The 17,706-nt window shown below is 71.5% G+C and carries 16 protein-coding genes; 8 read left to right on the top strand and 8 right to left on the bottom strand.

All coding sequences use genetic code 11. The features are described from left to right. Positions 1–197 precede the first annotated feature (197 nt). Positions 198–1,211 carry an EamA family transporter gene (locus FLP10_RS11780; protein ID WP_149161038.1) on the top strand — a complete coding sequence of 338 codons (1,014 nt, stop codon included), beginning with the start codon at positions 198–200 and terminating at the stop codon, positions 1,209–1,211. A 178-nt stretch (positions 1,212–1,389) separates the two neighbouring features. On the opposite strand, the gene FLP10_RS11775 is transcribed toward FLP10_RS11780, so the two are convergent. The 4 genes from FLP10_RS11775 to FLP10_RS11760 all read right to left on the bottom strand — a co-directional run bounded on the left by FLP10_RS11775 (position 1,390) and on the right by FLP10_RS11760 (position 6,609). Next, on the bottom strand, positions 1,390–4,065 hold the full coding sequence (locus FLP10_RS11775; RefSeq protein WP_149161037.1) for a DEAD/DEAH box helicase: 2,676 nt from the start codon (positions 4,063–4,065) through the stop codon (positions 1,390–1,392). Positions 4,066–4,190: 125 nt separating this feature from the next. After that, positions 4,191–4,610 (bottom strand): LGFP repeat-containing protein, encoded by a 420-nt coding sequence (locus tag FLP10_RS11770; protein WP_149161036.1) that lies wholly within the window; start codon positions 4,608–4,610, stop codon positions 4,191–4,193. A gap of 247 nt (positions 4,611–4,857) precedes the next feature. After that, positions 4,858–5,613, bottom strand: a complete 756-nt coding sequence (locus FLP10_RS11765; protein WP_149161035.1) for a DUF1353 domain-containing protein — start codon at positions 5,611–5,613, stop codon at positions 4,858–4,860. A gap of 75 nt (positions 5,614–5,688) precedes the next feature. Continuing rightward, complete coding sequence (locus tag FLP10_RS11760; protein WP_149161034.1) at positions 5,689–6,609, bottom strand: AEC family transporter; 921 nt, start codon at positions 6,607–6,609, stop codon at positions 5,689–5,691. A 96-nt stretch (positions 6,610–6,705) separates the two neighbouring features. Here FLP10_RS11760 and FLP10_RS11755 point away from each other — a divergent pair, with 96 nt between their 5' ends. Then, positions 6,706–9,153 (top strand): phosphoketolase family protein, encoded by a 2,448-nt coding sequence (locus tag FLP10_RS11755; RefSeq protein ID WP_149161033.1) that lies wholly within the window; start codon positions 6,706–6,708, stop codon positions 9,151–9,153. A 253-nt stretch (positions 9,154–9,406) separates the two neighbouring features. On the opposite strand, the gene FLP10_RS11750 is transcribed toward FLP10_RS11755, so the two are convergent. From FLP10_RS11750 to FLP10_RS11735, 4 genes are all read right to left on the bottom strand, one after another. After that, entirely contained in the window at positions 9,407–10,396 is a 990-nt protein-coding gene (locus tag FLP10_RS11750; RefSeq protein ID WP_149161032.1) for an aldo/keto reductase, read from the bottom strand. A 72-nt stretch (positions 10,397–10,468) separates the two neighbouring features. Beyond that, complete coding sequence (locus FLP10_RS11745; RefSeq protein WP_149161031.1) at positions 10,469–11,071, bottom strand: hypothetical protein; 603 nt, start codon at positions 11,069–11,071, stop codon at positions 10,469–10,471. A 209-nt stretch (positions 11,072–11,280) separates the two neighbouring features. Beyond that, positions 11,281–11,766: an SRPBCC family protein gene (locus FLP10_RS11740; RefSeq protein ID WP_149161030.1), complete on the bottom strand. Its 486-nt coding sequence runs from the start codon at positions 11,764–11,766 to the stop codon at positions 11,281–11,283. Further along, entirely contained in the window at positions 11,763–12,140 is a 378-nt protein-coding gene (locus FLP10_RS11735) for an ArsR/SmtB family transcription factor (protein WP_149161029.1), read from the bottom strand. Before FLP10_RS11735 ends, FLP10_RS11740 begins: the two co-directional genes overlap by 4 nt. Before the next feature lie 195 nt (positions 12,141–12,335). Here FLP10_RS11735 and FLP10_RS11730 point away from each other — a divergent pair, with 195 nt between their 5' ends. From FLP10_RS11730 to FLP10_RS11705, 6 genes are all read left to right on the top strand, one after another. Beyond that, positions 12,336–14,615, top strand: a complete 2,280-nt coding sequence (locus FLP10_RS11730) for a carbon starvation CstA family protein (RefSeq protein WP_149161028.1) — start codon at positions 12,336–12,338, stop codon at positions 14,613–14,615. Continuing rightward, positions 14,615–14,875 (top strand): YbdD/YjiX family protein, encoded by a 261-nt coding sequence (locus FLP10_RS17740; RefSeq protein WP_149161027.1) that lies wholly within the window; start codon positions 14,615–14,617, stop codon positions 14,873–14,875. The genes FLP10_RS11730 and FLP10_RS17740 overlap by 1 nt, the downstream gene beginning before the upstream one ends. 101 nt (positions 14,876–14,976) lie before the next feature. Further along, positions 14,977–15,387 carry a VOC family protein gene (locus FLP10_RS11720; RefSeq protein WP_149161026.1) on the top strand — a complete coding sequence of 137 codons (411 nt, stop codon included), beginning with the start codon at positions 14,977–14,979 and terminating at the stop codon, positions 15,385–15,387. A gap of 80 nt (positions 15,388–15,467) precedes the next feature. Next, the gene (locus FLP10_RS11715; protein ID WP_149161025.1) at positions 15,468–16,001 is read left to right on the top strand and encodes a VanZ family protein; all 534 of its coding nucleotides are present in this window, start codon (positions 15,468–15,470) and stop codon (positions 15,999–16,001) included. A gap of 57 nt (positions 16,002–16,058) precedes the next feature. Then, positions 16,059–16,904, top strand: coding sequence for an NAD-dependent epimerase/dehydratase family protein (locus FLP10_RS11710; RefSeq protein WP_149161024.1), 846 nt, complete (start codon positions 16,059–16,061; stop codon positions 16,902–16,904). Continuing rightward, positions 16,901–17,698: a sulfite exporter TauE/SafE family protein gene (locus FLP10_RS11705; RefSeq protein WP_246150008.1), complete on the top strand. Its 798-nt coding sequence runs from the start codon at positions 16,901–16,903 to the stop codon at positions 17,696–17,698. Before FLP10_RS11710 ends, FLP10_RS11705 begins: the two co-directional genes overlap by 4 nt. Positions 17,699–17,706: the final 8 nt, after the last annotated feature.

The following is a 17,706-nucleotide window of genomic DNA, read 5'->3' as shown; positions in this document are numbered from 1 at the left end:
CGCGGACGCACGTCGGCGGCGGGGCACATGCACCGCATGCGGGGAACACACCGCATGCTACGGACGCCGACCCCTCGCCCGGAAGGGGCGCGATGGGCTCGTCACCTGCGCTTAAGTAGATCGACGCGAAAAATGCTCATCTGAGCAGAGCGGCGCCCTTCGGTGCGGCAACCCGCGCTCGCCCTAGGCTTCTCCCCATGCTCACAGCGGTCCTCGCACTCAGCGGCGCCTTCGTCTACGGTGCCGCAGACTTCGTCGGAGGGCTCGCCGCGAAGCGGATCAGCTCGGTGCTCGCCGTCGCACTCGGCGCGGCATCCGGCCTGATCGCCCTGCTGCTCGTGCTGCCCGCCCTCGGCGCCTCCTGGCGCGCGACCGACCTCGCGTGGGGCGCACTCGCGGGCGTTGCGGGCACCATCGCGATCGGGCTGCTCTACGCGTGCCTCGCGATCGGGCCGATGAGCATCCTCTCGCCGCTCACCGCGGTCGTTTCGGCCATCACGCCCATGGTGTGGGGCGTCGCCGTCGGCGGCGAGCGCTTCGGCCCCCTCGGCGCGTGGGCGATCGGGCTGGCACTCGTCGCCGTCGTGCTGGTCGGCTTCGTGCCCGAGCGCGGCGCGGTGCGGCCGATCGCGCGCGGCATCCTCATGGCGATCGGCTCGGGCGCGGGGATCGGCACCTACTACATCCTCATCGCGCAGACCTCGGATGCCTCGGGGCTCGCGCCGCTCGTCGCCACGCGCAGCGTGACCGCGGTGCTCGGGTTCGCGGCGGCGGGAGCGGTCGCGCTGGTCGTGCTGCGGCGGCGTGCGGCGGCGGCCGCCGAGTTCGCGGGGGATGCCGGTGCCGCGGGTGCCGGTGCCGCGGGTGCCGGTGCCGCGGATGCCGGTGCCGCGGCCGCCACTGCCAGTGCCAGTGCCGCGGACACCGGTGCCGGTGCTGGCGCCGGTGCCGGTGCCGCGGCCGCCGCTGCGTCACGGAAGCGCGGCGTGCGGCTCGCGCTCGGCGCCGGGCTGGCGGATGCCGCCGCGAACGCACTGCTGCTGCTCGCGCTGCGGGCCGGCGACCTCTCGGTGGCGGCCGTGCTCGGCGCGCTCTACCCCGCCGGCACCATCCTGCTCGCTGCGATCGTGCTGAAGGAGCGCATCGCGCCCGTGCAGTGGGTGGGGCTGGTGCTCGCACTGGCCGCGGCGGCAATGCTCGCGGTGGGGTGAGCCACCGCTGCGCCCCGCACCCCGCACTCCTGTCGGGGAACACTTTCGAGGATTGGGAGGAGATTCCTGTCAGAACGTGTTCCCAATCCTCGAAAGTGTTCCCAACGGGAGGGGAGTTGGGGTGGTGCGGGGAACTGGGGTGGTGAGGGGAGTTGGGGTGTGGGGATGAGGGCTGGACTCAGAGGCGGGTGACCTCGGTGACCCGGACGACCGCCGCACCCTGCTCGGCCGACGCGTCGAGGTCGACCTCGGCACGGATGCGCCAGTCGTGGTTGCCGTCGGGGTCGTCGATCGTCTGCTCGACCCGCCAGATGCCACTCGAGGCATCCGTCTCGTCGATGGTGATCATGCGCGGCGAACGCGCCGCGGGCCCCACGCCGATCGCGTCATGCTCGTCGTAGTAGCGGTCGAGGGCGCCCGGCCAGTCGACTTCGGGGTCGAGTTCGGCGAGCTCGTCGTCGCGCTCGAGCGCCGCGAGCTGCACCCGGCGGAACAGCTCGTTGCGCACCAGCACCGTGAAGGCGCGCCGGTTCGTGACGACCGACGGCGGGGCCGGCGGCACGACGGGCGCCTCGTCTTCGGGCAGGTGCGCGTTCGGGTCGACGAGCTCGGCCCACTCGTCGACGAGGCTCGAGTCCACCTGGCGCACGAGCTCGCCGAGCCACTCGATGAGGTCGCGCAGCTCTTCGTCCTTCGCCTCGTCGGGCACCGTCTGCCGGATCGCCCGGAACGCATCGGAGAGGTACCGCAGCACGAGCCCCTCGCTGCGCTGCAGTTGGTAGAACGAGACGTACTCCCCGAACGACATGCTGCGTTCGAACAGATCGCGCACCACCGACTTCGGGCTGAGCTCGAAGTCGCGCACCCACGGCTGGCTCGACGCGAACGTCTCGAACGCGTGCGCGAGCAGCTCGGCGAGCGGCTTCGGGTAGGTCACGTCCTCGAGCAGCGCCATCCGCTCGTCGTACTCGATGCCGTCCTGCTTCATCGCCGCGACCGCCTCGCCGCGGGCCTTGTACTCCTGCTGGCCGAGGATCTGGCGCGGGTCGTCGAGCGTCGACTCGATGATCGAGACGACATCGAGGGCGTAGTGCCCGGTGCCCTGCTCGCTCGCGGTGGTGGATCCGGGCGTCGGGGGTTCGAGCAGTTCGATCGCCGCGAGCGCGAACGGTGAGAGCGGCTGGTTGAGGGCGAAGTTCGGCTGCAGGTCGACGGTGAGCGCGATCTCGACGCCGAGCCCCCCGCCCGCCGCCTCACCCGTCGAGTGTTTCCGTTCGTGCGCAGGGTTTCCGCTCGAACGGAAACCATCGGCGGGAGCGGAAACACTCGGCGGGGCGGCGATCGCCGGGGTGGTGGGGGTGGATGGGGGTGAGGTGGGGGTGGGGCGCAGGGTCACGACGCTCGCGTCGCGCAGGGTGCGGAGGATCTCGAGCGCGCGGCGGGCGAGCGCGTACTTCCGAGCGCGCGGCTCGTGGTTGTCGAAGACGAGCGAGCGGATGTCTCCGACGACGTCGCCACCCCGGCCGATGACGTTGATGAGCATGGCGGCGGTGAGCTTCAACTGCGGCACGAGCGGCTCGGGCGGGGCGGCGACGAGCCGCTCGAACGAGCCCTCGCCCCACGACACGAACCCGGCCGGCGCCTTCTTGCGCACGACCTTCTTGAGCTTCTTCGGGTCGTCGCCGGCCTTGCGCAGCGCCTGCTCGTTCTCGATCTCGTGGTCGGGTGCGAGCACCACCACGTTGCCGGCGGTGTCGTAGCCGGCGCGGCCGGCCCGCCCGGCGATCTGGTGGAACTCGCGGGCGCTGAGCTGACGCATCCGCTGCCCGTCGTACTTCGACAGCGCGGTGACGAGCACCGTGCGGATCGGCACGTTGATGCCGACGCCGAGCGTGTCCGTGCCGCAGATGACCCGGAGCAGTCCGCGCTGCGCGAGGGTCTCGACGAGTCGGCGGTAGCGAGGAAGCATCCCTGCGTGGTGCACACCGATGCCCGCGCGCACGAGCCGCGACAGGGTCTGGCCGAACCCGGTGGTGAACCGGAACCCGCCGATCGCGTCGGCGATCTCGTCGCGCTGCTCGCGCGTGGCGACCCGGATCGACGCGAGCGCCTGCGCTCGCTCCATGGCGGCGGCCTGCGAGAAGTGCACGATGTAGATGGGCGCCTCGCGGGTCTCGAGCAGCTCTTCGACGGTCTCTTGCACGGGCGTCTTCGCATACGAGAAGTGCAGCGGCACGGGCCGTTCGACGCCCGTCACCTGCGCCGTCTGCCGGCCCGTGCGGCGGGTCAGGTCGTCGGCGATCGCGGTGACGTCGCCGAGGGTCGCCGACATGAGCACGAACTGCACGTGCGGCAGCGTGATGAGCGGCACCTGCCACGCCCAGCCGCGCTCGGGGTCGCCGTAGTAGTGGAACTCATCCATCACGACCTGGTCGACCGCGGCATCGGGCCCCTGCCGGAGGGCGAGGTTCGCGAGGATCTCTGCGGTGCAGCAGATGATCGGGGCATCCGCGTTGACCGACGTGTCGCCCGTGACCATGCCAACCCGCGACGCGCCGAAGATCTCGACGAGCTGGAAGAACTTCTCGCTGACCAGTGCCTTGATCGGGGCGGTGTAGAACGTGCGCCCGCCGGCGGCGACCGCGGCCGCGTGGGCGGCGACCGCGACGAGCGACTTGCCGGTGCCCGTGGGCGTGGACAGGATGACGTTCGACCCCGACACGATCTCGATCACCGCTTCGTCCTGCGCGGGGTAGAGCGCGAAGCCGCGCCCCTCGGCCCACTCGACGAACGCGTCGTACATCGCGTCGGCGTCGTACGGGTTCGGCGCGAGGTCGAGCAACGGGGAGGCCATCGAGTCAGTCTGCCGCATACCGGGCGGCTGCCCGGTCGATCGCGGCCTGCGCGAGTACGGCGACGATGGCCGCCCCTCGCCTCGCCGAGGTGCTCGGTACGCCCGTCGGCACGGGCCGACGCCGCTCAGGCGAGCTCGACCTGCGGCCCGATCGCCGGCGACCACCGCACCAGCCCGCGCTCGAACCGACCGACCCACTCGTCGGACTCGACGTCGTACTCGGGGTCGGCGATCGGCACGCCGAGGCTCGACCGCTCACGGCCGAGCAGCTCCCACACGTCGCGCACCATGCCGTGCAGCGACACCGCGCCGTGGGCGCGGGTCCAGAACACCAAGCCGCGATCGTACTCGCGCAGGTAGCCGACGCCATCGAGTCGGGCGTGCGGGGTGAGCGGGGCGCCGAGCTCTCGGTGCTGGGCGCGTTTGGCGGTGATCTCGGCCACCGCGACCACCGTGTCGGGTTCACCGCCGAAGCGCACGGCCTTCTGAAAGTCCGTCCAGCTCACGGCGCGCGTGAGTCGCGGGTCGATGGTCGCAGCGGGCATCTCGGGCTCCAGTTCGATCGGGCGGTAGCGGTAGCGGTAGCGGAGGCGGGCGGGTAGCGCGGGTCTGGCACGCCGATGTGCGGCATCGGTGGTCGCCCTGATTCCGGGCGCACAAGGGGAGCCGGCCTCCGCTCGATCCCCCAGGTTCGGGCGGGGCCGGCTCACGGATCGCGGCCCCGAACGGTTCCCCCTGAAGCTCGGCGACCGCGATCGATTTCACGGTAGGCCCGGCCGGGGGGCACGGGCATCAGGGTAGACCCTGATCCTCGCCTGAGCCTGCCACCGTCGGGCGCACCACCCCGCCGGGGTCGCCGCCCGTGACCAGCTCGACGAGCGCCTCGACGAGCCGGAACGGCAGCAGCAGCACGACCTGGCCGATGACGAGCGGACCGAGCAGGCCCGTGCCGTACGCGAGCACGAGCTGCAGCGGCGCGAGCCGCCCCCACGCCGCCGCCGCGACGGCCGGCACTGCCGCGAGCAGCAGCCACCACGGCGACCACCACGCGAGCACCACCGCGGCGACCACGGCGAGCGCGCCCAGGATGCCCTGCAGCAGGAACAGCCGCCCGAGCCATCCGTTGAACTCGCGCTCGCGGTCGGCCGACACCCACGCCCACATCAGCCAGGCTCGCAGCAGCGGCACGCGCTGCTCACGCAGCGCGGTGCGGAACACCCGGTCGTCGCGCCGGCGCTGTGCGAGCGCCGCCGGCCGGTCGGTGCGGGCGAGCTCGGAGGCGACGAGCGAGCGATGATCGTGCAGCAGCGCGGGCGCCGACTGGCGGCCGTAGCTCGCGATGAAGCTCCAGAGGGCAGTCGGCACCGACGCGAGGTCGCTGCCGCGAAGGCCGGATGCCTCGCCGGCACCGGGCACCGTGAGGCGGTCACCGGTCACGGGGTCGACGTAGGCGAATCCCTCGACGAGGTCGAACCGGAACCCGTCGGGCGGGCGCTGGTCGAGCCGCAGGGCGTCGAGCGGCGACCCGTCGTGGCGTTCGAACGGCATGCGACCTCCTGTGCCGCCATCCTGCCGGTCGCCGCCGACATCGGCACCGCGACATCCCCAGCCTCGTCGACCTCGTCAGGTGCCGAGCAGCACCCCGACCACAATGAGGAGCGGCACCGCGCCCAGCGTGGTCACGAAGATCGTGTCGCGGGCGACCAATTCGCCGGTCGAGTACCGTTGGGCGATCACGTGCACGTTCTGCGCGGTCGGCAGTGACGCCAGCACGGTCACCGCGTACACCTGGTCGTCATCGAGGCCGAAGGCGAATCGCGCGAGCGCCCAGGCTGCCAGCGGCATCGCGACGAGCTTCAGCGTCGAGAGCACGATCACGTCGATGCGGTGCCGTCCGGGCGCGAGCACGCGCTGGCCGTGCAGCGAGAGCCCATAGGCGATGAGCATGAGCGGCACCGTCGCATGCCCCACGAACGAGACCGGCTCGCTCACCCACTCGGGCAGCCGGAGCCCCGACACCGCGACGCCGACGCCGAGGATCGAGCCGATGATGATCGGGTTGCCGAGGGTGCCGCGCACGATGCCCGCGACCGAGGTGCGACCGTCGACGGTCGCACCGAGCACGGCGAGCGCGACGGGCATGAACACGAGCAGCTGCAGCAGCACGACCGGCGCCGACAGCGCGGCATCCCCCAGCATGTAGAGCGCGACCGGGATGCCGATGTTGTTGCCGTTCACGTACCCGGCCGCCAGCGACCCGACGGTCGCTTCGGGCAGGCTGCGCCGCAGGGCGAGCGCGAACACCGCGGCGAGCGCCATCATGCCGACCGACGCGATGACGTACACGGGCAGCAGGGTCGAGAACAGCTCGCGTACATCGGCGGTCGAGAGCACCGAGAACAGCAGGAACGGGGCGAGCACCGTGAAGTTGAGCTTCGCCAGCACCGGCCGGGCTTCGGGCCCGACGACGCCGGTGCGTGCGGCGACCCAGCCGACGAAGACCGCGAGGCCGATGACCGCGAAGCCCGTGACGATGCCGCTCATCGTGGTCGAGCCTAGTTCCTCGACCAGCAGCCATCTGCGCCGTAGGCTCGTGCCGGCGGGCACCGCGGGGAGGCGCCCCGATCCGTTGGGGGAAGCATGGCCATCGACCTTGCGACCGTGGACGCGTGGTGGCGCGCGGCGAACTACCTGAGCGTGGGGCAGATCTATCTGCTCGACGACGCGCGCCTCGCCCGGCTGCTCACGCGCGACGACATCAAGCCGCGTCTGCTCGGACACTGGGGCACCTCGCCCGCGCTCAACCTCGTGTACGCGCATCTGAACCGCGTCCTCGTCGAGCGCGGCACCCCGACGATCTACGTCTGCGGCCCCGGTCACGGCGGGCCGGCGATGGTCGCGAACACGTGGCTCGAGGGCACGTACAGCGAGCTGTTCCCGCGGGTGACGCTCGATGCGCCGGGCATGGCGCGGTTGTTCCGGCAGTTCTCGTTCCCGGGCGGCATCCCGTCGCACGCGGCGCCCGAGACGCCCGGGTCGATCAACGAGGGCGGCGAGCTCGGGTACTCGCTCATGCACGCGTACGGCGCGGCGCTCGACAACCCCGACCTCGTGGTCGCGTGCGTGATCGGCGACGGCGAGGCCGAGACCGGCCCGCTCGCGGCGAGCTGGCGCGCGCACGCGTTCCTCTCGCCCGTGACCGACGGCGCGGTGCTGCCGATCCTCAACCTGAACGGGTACAAGATCGCGAATCCGACGCTGCTCGCACGCATCCCCGAGGAGGAGCTCGCCGCGTTCTTCCTCGGGCAGGGCTACGCGCCGATCTTCGTGACCGGCGGCTTCGACGGCGAGGATCCGATGCGGGTGCACGAGCGCATGGCCGATGCGCTCGATGCGGCGTACGACGCGATCCGCGACATCCAGCAGGCGGCCAGGTCGGGCGGATCGGATGCCTCGAGTGTCTCGGGTTCGGATGCCTCGGATGCCTCGGACTCGCCCGATGCGCTGGATGCCACGATCGCCCCCGACGAGACATCCGACCCGCGTTGGCCGCTCATCGTGCTGCGCACTCCCAAGGGCTGGACCGGCCCGAAGGAGGTCGACAGCGTGCCGGTCGAGGGCACGTTCCGGGCGCACCAGGTGCCGCTCGCCGGCGTGCGCGACAACCCCGCGCACCTGGCCCAGCTCGAGGAATGGCTGCGCAGCTACCGCGCCGACGAGCTGTTCGACGCCGACGGCCGGCCGATCGCCGAACTCAGCGCCCTGCGACCCGACGGCGACCTGCGCATGAGCGCGAGCCCCCACGCGAACGGCGGCGTGCTGCGCAGCCCGCTCGACCTGCCGCCGATCGAGGCGCACGCCGTCGAGATCCCCGACGACCGCTGGGTCGAGGGCGAGTCGACGCGCGTACTCGGCCGGTGGCTGCGCGACGTGATGGCGGAGCATCCGACCTCGTTCCGCCTGTTCGGACCCGACGAGGTCGCCTCCAACCGGCTCGACGACGTCTTCGACGCGACCCCGCGCGTGTGGGCCGAGCAACTCGTGCCCGGCGACGTGCACCTGGCGCGCGAGGGCCGCGTCACCGAGGCGCTCAGCGAGCACCTCATGCAGGGACTGCTCGAGGGATACCTGCTCACCGGGCGGCACGGGCTCATCACCAGCTACGAGGCGTTCATCCACATCGTCGATTCGATGTTCAACCAGCACGCGAAGTGGCTGCAGGCGTGCGACGACATCCCCTGGCGCGCGTCGGTCTCATCGCTGACCTACCTGCTGTCGAGCCACGTGTGGCGGCAGGACCACAACGGGTTTTCGCACCAGGATCCGGGGTTCCTGAACATCGTCGTGAACAAGAAGGCCGAGGTCGTGCGGGTCTACCTGCCGGCCGACGCGAACTCGCTGCTCGTCACGATGGAGCACTGCTTCACGACCGTCGACCACGTGAACGTGGTGGTTGCCGGCAAGCAGCCCCAGCCGCAGTGGCTCTCGCTCGCCGAAGCGCGGGCGCACGGCGAGGCCGGGCTGTCGATCTGGCACTGGGCCGGAAGTGAAGACGATCCGGGCCTCGACCCCGACGTCGTGCTCGCGTGCGCGGGCGACGTGCCGACGCTCGAGGCGATGGCCGCGGCGCAACTGCTGCGCGAACGCGTGCCCGGGCTGCGGGTGCGGTTCGTGAACGTGGTCGACCTGATGCGGCTGCAGGACTCGAAGGAGCATCCGCACGGCCTCACCCACCCCGAGTTCGACCGCATCTTCACGACCAACCGGCCGATCGTGTTCGCCTTCCACGGGTACCCATCGCTCATCCACCAGCTCACCTACCGGCGCACGAACCACGCCAACCTGCACGTGCGCGGGTTCAAGGAGGAGGGCACCACGACGACGCCGTTCGACATGGTGCATCTGAACGACCTCGACCGGTACCGACTCGCGCTCGACGTGCTCGACCGGGTGCCGGGGCTGCTCGAGGCGCCCGGCATCGCCGCGGTGGCCGACGAGTGGCGCGCCGCGCGAGCCGACGCGCGGGCCTACGCGTACGAGCACGGCGAAGACCCCGCCTGGATCACGGGCTGGCGCTTCGCGCGCTGACCCGCGCCCTGTGCCCGGCCCTCTGCCCTCGGCCCGCGGCCCTCGGCCCGCGGCCCTCGGCCCGCCCATTCACCGGATCAGGAAGGACGGGGGCCCGCCCGGCGTGTCGCGGCACGACACGCCGCAACTCCCGTCGGATTTCCTGATCGCGTGAAACGCGGGGCCCGCGGAACGTACGGGCGTCGGGGCGAGAGAAGCCGGCGCGCGCACGAACCGGCGGTGCGGACGCGAGGGGCGCGCCGCCCCGGGCGCCCTACCAGCGCGGGTGGATCGCCGCGCGCAGTTCGCGGTCGTAGAGGTCGCGCACGGCCGCGGCGAGCGACGCGGGCAGCTCGAGCGAGCCGGCCACGGCGTTCGCGCGCGCCTGATCGGGGTTGCGCGCACCGGGGATGACGGTCGACACCCCGTCGAGCCCGGCGACCCAGGCGAGCGCGACCTGGGCGGTCGTGGCCTCGGGGGCGGCCGCGCGGGCGAGCTCGGCGAACTCCTGCGCGGCGCGCACGCCGGTCGCGTAGTCGACGCCCGAGAACGTCTCGCCGACGTCGAACGCCTCGCCGTGCCGGTTGTACGTGCGGTGGTCGTTCGCGGCGAACGTGGTGTCGAGCGAGTACCGGCCCGACAGCAGCCCCGAGGCGAGGGGCACGCGCGCGATGATGCCCACGCCGGCAGCCGCCGCGGCGGGCAGCACCTCGTCGAGCGGCTTCAGCCGGAATGCGTTCAGGATGATCTGCACGGTCGCGACGTTCGGCCGCGCGATCGCGGTGAGCGCCTCGTCGACGGTCTCGACGCTCACGCCGTACGCGGCGATGCGCCCCTCGTCGACGAGTGTGTCGAGGTCGTCGAAGACCCGGTCGGTCGAGTAGACCGAGGGAGGCGGACAGTGCAGCTGCACGAGGTCGAGCGTGTCGACGCCGAGGTTGCGCCGCGACCGGTCGTTCCAGGCGCGGAAGTTCGCCATCGAGTAGTTGTCGGGCTCCTGGGGCAGGCGCCGCCCCATCTTCGTGGCGACGGTGACGCCCGCGTCGGGGTGGGCGCGCAGCCACGCGCCGATGAGCGATTCGCTGCGGCCGTCGCCGTAGACGTCGGCGGTGTCGAAGACGGTGACGCCGGCATCGTGCGCGGCGTCGAGCACGGCGAGCGCGTCGGCCTCGTCGACCTCGCCCCAGTCGGCGCCGAGCTGCCAGGTGCCGAGGCCGATCACGGAGACGGTGCGGCCGGTGCGGCCGAGAGTGCGGGTCTGCATGCGTTCGAACCTACCGCGCAGGATGGGGGTGGATGCTTCGCGGCGGCGCCGCGCAACGGCGTGGCCGCCGCACTACGGCTTGCCCGGCGCGTACCGGATGGCCGACCAGCACTCGGCGATCGCGCTGGTGGCGGTCTCGTGGCGCCCGGCGTCGCGCATCACCTCTCGCACCGCGGCGTCGCCGGGGGCGGGGCAGTGGCGCCCCTTGCCGTGGATGACCCACAGCGGGGCGACGACGCCGGTCTCCTGCAGCCACACGGGCAGCGTGTCGAGTGCGGCGTCGTCGTGCACGACGGCGAACACCAGGTCGGCCTCCCAGGGCGCGACCCGGGGCGAATCGACGAGCGCGTCGGCGAGCGCGGTCACGGGCAGCGCGCCCCGCACGGCGACGGCGACGTCGGGCCCGACGCCGAGCTTCTCGTCGAGGGGGCGAGGGGGCCTCGCGAGGGCTTCGGCCCAGTCGGATGCCGCCTGCCCCACCTGGAACCGGTACTGCGCTCCTGAGGCGGCCTCGAGTTCGACGACGCCGTCGGTCACGTCGACCCGCCGGAACTCGGTGCGCGGCACGGTCGCGCGCCGGGCCCCGCGTACGGTCAGCGCATCCCATTCGAGCCGCAGCGTCACCGCAGCGCGGTCTCCTGAGTCGAGCCAGTACGCCCTCGATTCACGCCCCATCGCTTCCCCCTCCGACATGATCCACCGCGTCCGGCGGTGATGCAATGCCTCGGGTGCGACCATCCGTCCATTCCTGTCACGGAACGTTCACCAAGCGGTCACCGGGCGGGCGGAGCATCCGTTGGCCCAGTCGACGCCTGCTCGGCGCCGAAGCGCTGCCGGGCGTCGAGCAGGATGCAGGGCCCGGTCGAGCTCGGTCGTGCGCTCGGTCACGCGCTCGCCCCCTCGGCGACCAGCGCGTCGAGGCGTTCGAAGCCTTCGGTGAGCCCACCCTCCATGCCCGACTGCACCATGCCGTCGCGGGCCTCGACGCTGGGGTACGTCGAGTGGATGCGCACGCGCGAGCGCCCGCCGCCGAGGTCTTCGAAGGCGATCGTCTCGACCGCGACCACGTCGGGCACGCCCTCGAACTCGAAGGTCTGCACGGCGAACTCGTTCTCGCGCACGCTGTGGAACGTGCCGTGGAACCCCCACGCCCCGCCCTGCGGGTCGTGGTGCACGTAGCGGTAGGCGCCGTGGGTCGTGAAGTCCCACTCGGCGATGTCCATCTCGTAGCCGTTCGGCCCGAGCCACTGCTTCACCAGCTCGGGTTCGCGGTGCGCACGGAAGACCGCGGCGACCGGGGCGTCGAACTCGCGCTCGATGTCGATGAACGGCAGGCCTTCAGGCGCGGTGACGATGACGGGGTTGCTCATGATTCCTTCTCCTTCGGATGGTGGGCGGCGGTGTCGTCGCCGACGGATGCCTCGAGCACCGCGTCGAGCGAGCGGTACTGCTGCTCGTGGATGAGTCGGTAGCGGTCGATCCAGCCGGTGAGCCGTTCGAGCTCGGCCGGTGCGAGGTGCACGGGCCGGCGCTGCGCGTCGCGCGTGCGCGTGACGAGCCCCGCCTGCTCGAGCACCTGGATGTGCTTCGAGACCGCCTGCTTGGTGATCGAGAACGGCTCGGCGAGTTCGTTGACCGTCGCCGGGCCTCGGCTGAGCCGCGCGATGATGCCGCGACGCACCGGGTCGGCCAGGGCGAGGAACGCCCGGTCGAGCCATCCGTCATCGGCACCGTGGTCTCGCATATTCAACCTTCTTCTTTATCAACCGTTAAGTTGATTACAGCACGCGGATGCCTCGCCGTCAACCCCCTCGGCGACACCCGCCGCCGCTCGTCGCACGATCACCGCCGCTCGTCGCACGACCTCCCGTTCGGGGGGTGCGCCCTGCCTAGGATCGAGGCCGCCAGCAGTGCAACGACGCATTCAGGAGGAATCAGGATGACCCGAACCCCCAGCGGCCCCGCGGCCCCACCCGCGGACGAGCTCGAGCAGGATCCGGCCCTGCCGCCGGTCGCGGTGCCCGAGGCCGAACTCGAGCGCGAACGAAAGTGGACCCCGGGCAAGATCGCCCTCTGGGCGGCCATCGCCCTGCTCGGCGGCGTCGCCTGGACGATGATCGCGATCGTTCGCGGCGAGACCATCAACGCGATCTGGTTCGTCTTCGCCGCCGTCTGCTCGTACTTCATCGGCTACCGCTTCTACTCGAAGGTGATCGAGCGGTACCTCACGAAGCCCGACGACCGGCGCGCGACCCCGGCCGAGCGCAACAGCGACGGCAAGGATTACGTACCCACCGACCGGCGCGTGCTCTACGGCCACCACTTCGCGGCGATCGCGGGCGCGGGCCCGCTCGTCGGCCCGGTGCTCGCGGCCCAGATGGGCTACCTGCCCGGCACGATCTGGATCATCGTCGGCGTGATCTTCGCCGGAGCGGTGCAGGACTACACCGTGCTGTTCTTCTCGATGCGCCGCGGCGGGCGCACCATCGGACAGATGGCGCGCGACGAGCTCGGCCGCGTCGGCGGCATCGCCGCGATGGTCGCCGCCCTGCTCATCATGGTGATCATCGTCGCGATCCTCGCGCTGGTCGTCGTGAACGCCCTCGGCGAGAGCCCGTGGGGCGTGTTCAGCGTGTCGATGACGATTCCGATCGCGCTGCTCATGGGCGTGTACCTGCGCTACCTGCGGCCCGGCAAGATCACCGAGGTCTCGATCATCGGGTTCGTGCTGCTCATGCTCGCGATCGTCGCGGGCGGCTGGGTCGCCTCGACCGACTGGGGTTACGCGGCCTTCCACCTCGACCGCACCACGATCGCCTGGGGCATCATCGTCTACGGCTTCATCGCCGCCATCCTGCCGGTGTGGCTGCTGCTCGCCCCGCGCGACTACCTCTCGACGTTCATGAAGATCGGCGTCATCGTGATGCTCGCCGGCGCGATCGTGCTCGTACGCCCCGAGATCACCGTGCCCGCCATCAGCGAGTTCGCGGGCGGCGAGCTCGGCCCGGTCTTCAGCGGGTCGCTGTTCCCGTTCCTCTTCGTGACGATCGCGTGCGGCGCGCTCAGCGGATTCCATGCGCTGATCTCGAGCGGCACGACGCCGAAGCTCGTCGAGAAGGAGCGCCAGACCCGCTTCATCGGCTACGGCGGCATGCTCATGGAGTCGTTCGTCGCGATCATGGCGCTGGTCGCCGCGCTCACGCTCGACCGCGGCCTGTTCTTCGCGATGAACTCGTCGGCGGCCGCGACGGGCGGCACCGTCGAGGGCGCGGTCGCGTTCGTCAACTCGCTCGGGCTCACCGGCGTGAACCTCACGCCCGACCAGCTCACGTCTGCCGCCTCGGCGGTCGGCGAGGAGACGATCATCTCGCGCACCGGCGGCGCGCCGACCCTTGCGCTCGGGCTGTCGAACATCATGTCGCAGCTCATCGGCGGTTCGGCGCTCGCGGGCTTCTGGTACCACTTCGCGATCATGTTCGAGGCGCTGTTCATCCTCACCGCGGTCGACGCCGGCACGCGTGTCGCGCGCTTCATGCTGCAGGACTCGATCGGCAACCTCGCGCCGAAGTTCAAGGACACGGGCTGGAGGCCCGGCGTCTGGATCACCACGGCGATCATGGTCGCCGCGTGGGGCGCGATCCTGCTGATGGGCGTCACCGATCCGCTCGGCGGCATCAACACGCTGTTCCCGCTGTTCGGCATCGCGAACCAGCTGCTCGCGGCGATCGCGCTCGCGGTGGTGATGACGATCGTCGCCAAGCGCGGGGCGTTCCGGTGGCTGTGGATCGTGGCGGTGCCGCTCGCGTTCACCGCGGTCGTGACCATCACCGCGTCGCTGTTCAAGATCTTCTCGCCGGTGCCCGCGGTGGGCTACTGGGCCAACCACGTCGCGTTCCGCGACGCGCTGGCCGCCGGTGAGACGAGCTTCGGCACGGCGAAGACCGTCGAGGCGATGGAGGCGGTCGTGCGCAACACCTTCATCCAGGGCACGCTGTCGATCATCTTCGTCACCCTCTCGGTCATCGTCATCGTCGCGGCCATCGCGGTCACGGTGAAGGCGTTCCGCAACGGTGGCGGCGTCGACACCGAGGATGCCCCGGTGCCCTCGCGCCGGTTCGCCCCGGCGAGCCTCTTCGCCACGAAGGCCGAGCGCGAGATCGAGGCGCAGTGGGCGGCGCTGCCCGCCGAACAGCGTCCGGTCGAGCGCGCCACGCACTGATGGCCGACGCCTCGAAGGCGAGCATCGAACGCCCCGCGGGCGTCGTCCGGGCTGCGGCCCGGGCGGCGCCTGCCGGCGTGCTCCGCGGCATCCGGAGCATCCGCTGGTTCGTGACCGAACTCATGGGCGACCGCGCCTACGCGACCTACCTCGAGCACCACCGCCGCGCCCACCCCGGCGAGCCCGCGCTCGACGAGCGCGCGTTCTGGCGGCAGCGCTACGCCGAACAGGACGCGAACCCGGGCGCGCGCTGCTGCTGAACGCGGGGCGCCGCACCTCGCGGATCGGAGCCCCTCGCGGATCGGGCCGATCCGGGGCAGAATCGCCGCAGGCGACGACGCCGAAGAAGGGAACGACGATCATGGCGGTCACACTCAACCCGTACGTCAGCTTCGACGGCAACGCGCGCGAGGCGCTGGAGTTCTATCACTCGGTATTCGGCGGCGAGCTGAACACCAGCACGTTCGGCGAGTTCGGCCAGGGCGAGGGCTCCGAGGCCGGCAAGCTCATGCACGGCCAACTCACGGCCGACGGCCTCACGCTCATGGCGGCCGACACCCCGAACGGCGTCGAGTACCAGCGGCCCGCGGGCTTCTCGATCTCGCTGTCGGGCGACGACGACGCGACCCTGCGCGGGTACTGGCAGGGCTTGTCGGAGGGCGCGACCATTGTCGAACCGCTCGAGATCGCTCCGTGGGGCGACGCGTTCGGCATCCTCGTCGACCGCTTCGGCGTCGGCTGGATGGTGAACATCGCGGGTGCCGCGGCCTGACGCGACGATCGGGACTCCAGCGTCCGCGAATCGCCAGCGGATATCAGGCGATTCGTAGGTGAGCGCGGAAGGGTGGAGGGATGACCCGTCGCGCCGCCCTCGTCATCGCCACGGTGGCGTACCTCGCCCTCGTGGGGTGGGCGACCTTCGGCACGGTGTCATGGCATCGCATCGGCTGGCAGGCCGAGTACGGCGTGCTGACGCCGTCGATCTGGTTCGAGCCCACCACCTGGAGCATCGGCTCGCCCGTCGAGTGGGCGCTGAACGTCGCCATGTTCGTGCCGATCGGCCTGCTCTTCGCGATGCTCGTCGGCGCCCGCAGGTGGTTGCTCGCCCTGCTTTCGGCGGCAGCGCTCAGCGTGGCGATCGAGATCGCGCAGATCCCGATCGACGACCGCATCTCGGATCCGCGCGACCTGGCTGCGAACTCGGCCGGTGCGGCGATCGGCGTCGCGATCGCCGCGACCGGGTGGCTCGTGGGCGCGATCGTCCGTGGGCTCGCGCGCCCGTCCGCGATGGTCGCGGGCGTGTCGACGGGCGCAGGCTCGGCCCGCGCGGCCTCATCGGCGTCGGGGTCCGACTCCGCGTCACGGCAGCTCAGTCGCGCCGCGTGAGCGCGACATCGGCCGCCACGCACGGATCGGCCCGCGGCTGCTGCCAGACTTGAGACCATGCGCATCGTCGTCACCGGCGGCTCGGGCAAGCTCGGCCGCACCGTCGTCCGTACTCTCCGCGACGAAGGACACGAGGTGGTCAACCTCGACCGCACCGGCGCCCGCGGCACCGTCGTCGTCACCGACCTCGCCGACTACGGGCAGGTCATCGACGCGATCGCCGGCATCGACGAGCACGGCACCGGCGCCGATGCGATCGTGCACCTGGCCGCGATCCCGGCGCCGGGGCTCGCGACCGACGTCGAGACGTTCCGCAACAACCTGCTCTCGACCTACCACGTGCTGCAGGCGGCGCGCCGGCTCGGCATCCGCCGCATCGTGACGGCGTCGAGCGAAACCGTGCTGGGGCTGCCCTTCGACGTGCCCCCGCCGTACATCCCGGTCGATGAAGACGTCACGAGCCCCGAGTCGACGTACTCGCTCGTCAAGCACCTCGAGGAGCAGCTCGCGATCCAGCTCTGCCGGTGGGACCCCGAGCTGTCGATCTCGGCGCTGCGGTTCTCGAACGTCATGGACCCCGACGACTACGCGGCCTTCCCCGCGTTCGACGCCGACGCCCGGCTGCGCAAGTGGAACCTGTGGGGCTACGTCGACGCGCGAGACGGCGCGCAGGCGGTGAGCCGCGCGCTCGCGGTCGGTGCGGCCGGGTTCGAGCGCTACGTCATCGCGGCCGCCGACACGGTGATGTCGCGGTCGAACACCGAGCTCGTCGCCGAGGTGTTCCCGGGTGTCGAGGTGCGCGGCGATCTCGGCGTCAACGACACGCTGCTGTCGATCGAGAAGGCCCGGCGGGTGCTCGGGTACGAGCCGCGGCACTCGTGGCGCGACGAGGTCGGCGAGTGAGCTCGGGCGACACCGCCCGGCCGCCGGTCGGGCTCGTGCGCCTGGTCGTCGTCGGCCTGGCCGGCGGGTTCCTGTCGGGACTGTTCGGGGTCGGCGGCGGCATCATCATGGTTCCACTGCTCGTGCTGCTCGCGCACCTCGACCAGCGGCGGGCCGCGGCCACCTCGCTCGCGGCGATCCTGCCGGCCTCGATCTCGGGGTCGATCGGCTACCTCGCGGGCGGGCAGGTCGACTGGTGGTCGGCGCTGTTCGTGGCGATCGGCAGCATCGTCGGGTCGCAGCTGGGCACCTGGCTGCTGCGTCGGCTTCCGGTCGCGGTGCTGCGGTGGGGATTCATCGCGTTGCTCGTCGTGATCGCGGTGCGGCTGCTGTTCGCGGTACCCGATCGCGACACCGGCGCACTCGAGATCACCCCGCTCATCGCGCTCGGGCTCATCGCGTTCGGCCTGTTCGTCGGCATCGCATCGGGGCTGTTCGGCATCGGCGGTGGCGTGCTCATGGTGCCGGTCTTCATCAGCCTGTTCGGCATGGGCGACCTGCTCGCGAAGGGCACGTCGCTGCTCGTGATGATCCCGACCTCGATCAGCGGCACGATCGCGAACCTGCGCGCACGGCTCGTCGACTGGAAGCAGGGGCTCGCCGTCGGCCTCGCGGCCGTCGTCGCCTCGTTCGGCGGCGTCGCCGTGTCGTTCGTGCTGTCGCCGCTCGTCGCGACGTGGCTGTTCGCAGGCCTGCTCGCGTTCGTCATCGTGCAGATGACGGTGCGCGCCATCCGACTGCAGCGTCGCGGGTGACACTCGCC

The sequence above is a fragment of the Agromyces intestinalis genome (assembly GCF_008365295.1).
Taxonomy (GTDB): domain Bacteria; phylum Actinomycetota; class Actinomycetes; order Actinomycetales; family Microbacteriaceae; genus Agromyces; species Agromyces intestinalis.
Note: the sequence above shows the minus strand (reverse complement) of the source record. Positions and strands in the feature narration are given on the sequence as shown.

Bases quoted from the DNA above. Each gene is read 5' to 3' on its own strand.
- FLP10_RS11745 (WP_149161031.1), bottom strand. From the start codon at position 11,071: ATGGGGCGTGAATCGAGGGCGTACTGGCTCGACTCAGGAGACCGCGCT.
- FLP10_RS11770 (WP_149161036.1), bottom strand. From the start codon at position 4,610: ATGCCCGCTGCGACCATCGACCCGCGACTCACGCGCGCCGTGAGCTGG.
- FLP10_RS11730 (WP_149161028.1), top strand. From the start codon at position 12,336: ATGACCCGAACCCCCAGCGGCCCCGCGGCCCCACCCGCGGACGAGCTC.
- FLP10_RS11735 (WP_149161029.1), bottom strand. From the start codon at position 12,140: ATGCGAGACCACGGTGCCGATGACGGATGGCTCGACCGGGCGTTCCTC.
- FLP10_RS11780 (WP_149161038.1), top strand. From the start codon at position 198: ATGCTCACAGCGGTCCTCGCACTCAGCGGCGCCTTCGTCTACGGTGCC.
- FLP10_RS11775 (WP_149161037.1), bottom strand. From the start codon at position 4,065: ATGGCCTCCCCGTTGCTCGACCTCGCGCCGAACCCGTACGACGCCGAC.
- FLP10_RS11760 (WP_149161034.1), bottom strand. From the start codon at position 6,609: ATGAGCGGCATCGTCACGGGCTTCGCGGTCATCGGCCTCGCGGTCTTC.
- FLP10_RS11720 (WP_149161026.1), top strand. From the start codon at position 14,977: ATGGCGGTCACACTCAACCCGTACGTCAGCTTCGACGGCAACGCGCGC.
- FLP10_RS11715 (WP_149161025.1), top strand. From the start codon at position 15,468: ATGACCCGTCGCGCCGCCCTCGTCATCGCCACGGTGGCGTACCTCGCC.
- FLP10_RS11765 (WP_149161035.1), bottom strand. From the start codon at position 5,613: ATGCCGTTCGAACGCCACGACGGGTCGCCGCTCGACGCCCTGCGGCTC.
- FLP10_RS17740 (WP_149161027.1), top strand. From the start codon at position 14,615: ATGGCCGACGCCTCGAAGGCGAGCATCGAACGCCCCGCGGGCGTCGTC.
- FLP10_RS11740 (WP_149161030.1), bottom strand. From the start codon at position 11,766: ATGAGCAACCCCGTCATCGTCACCGCGCCTGAAGGCCTGCCGTTCATC.
- FLP10_RS11710 (WP_149161024.1), top strand. From the start codon at position 16,059: ATGCGCATCGTCGTCACCGGCGGCTCGGGCAAGCTCGGCCGCACCGTC.
- FLP10_RS11755 (WP_149161033.1), top strand. From the start codon at position 6,706: ATGGCCATCGACCTTGCGACCGTGGACGCGTGGTGGCGCGCGGCGAAC.
- FLP10_RS11750 (WP_149161032.1), bottom strand. From the start codon at position 10,396: ATGCAGACCCGCACTCTCGGCCGCACCGGCCGCACCGTCTCCGTGATC.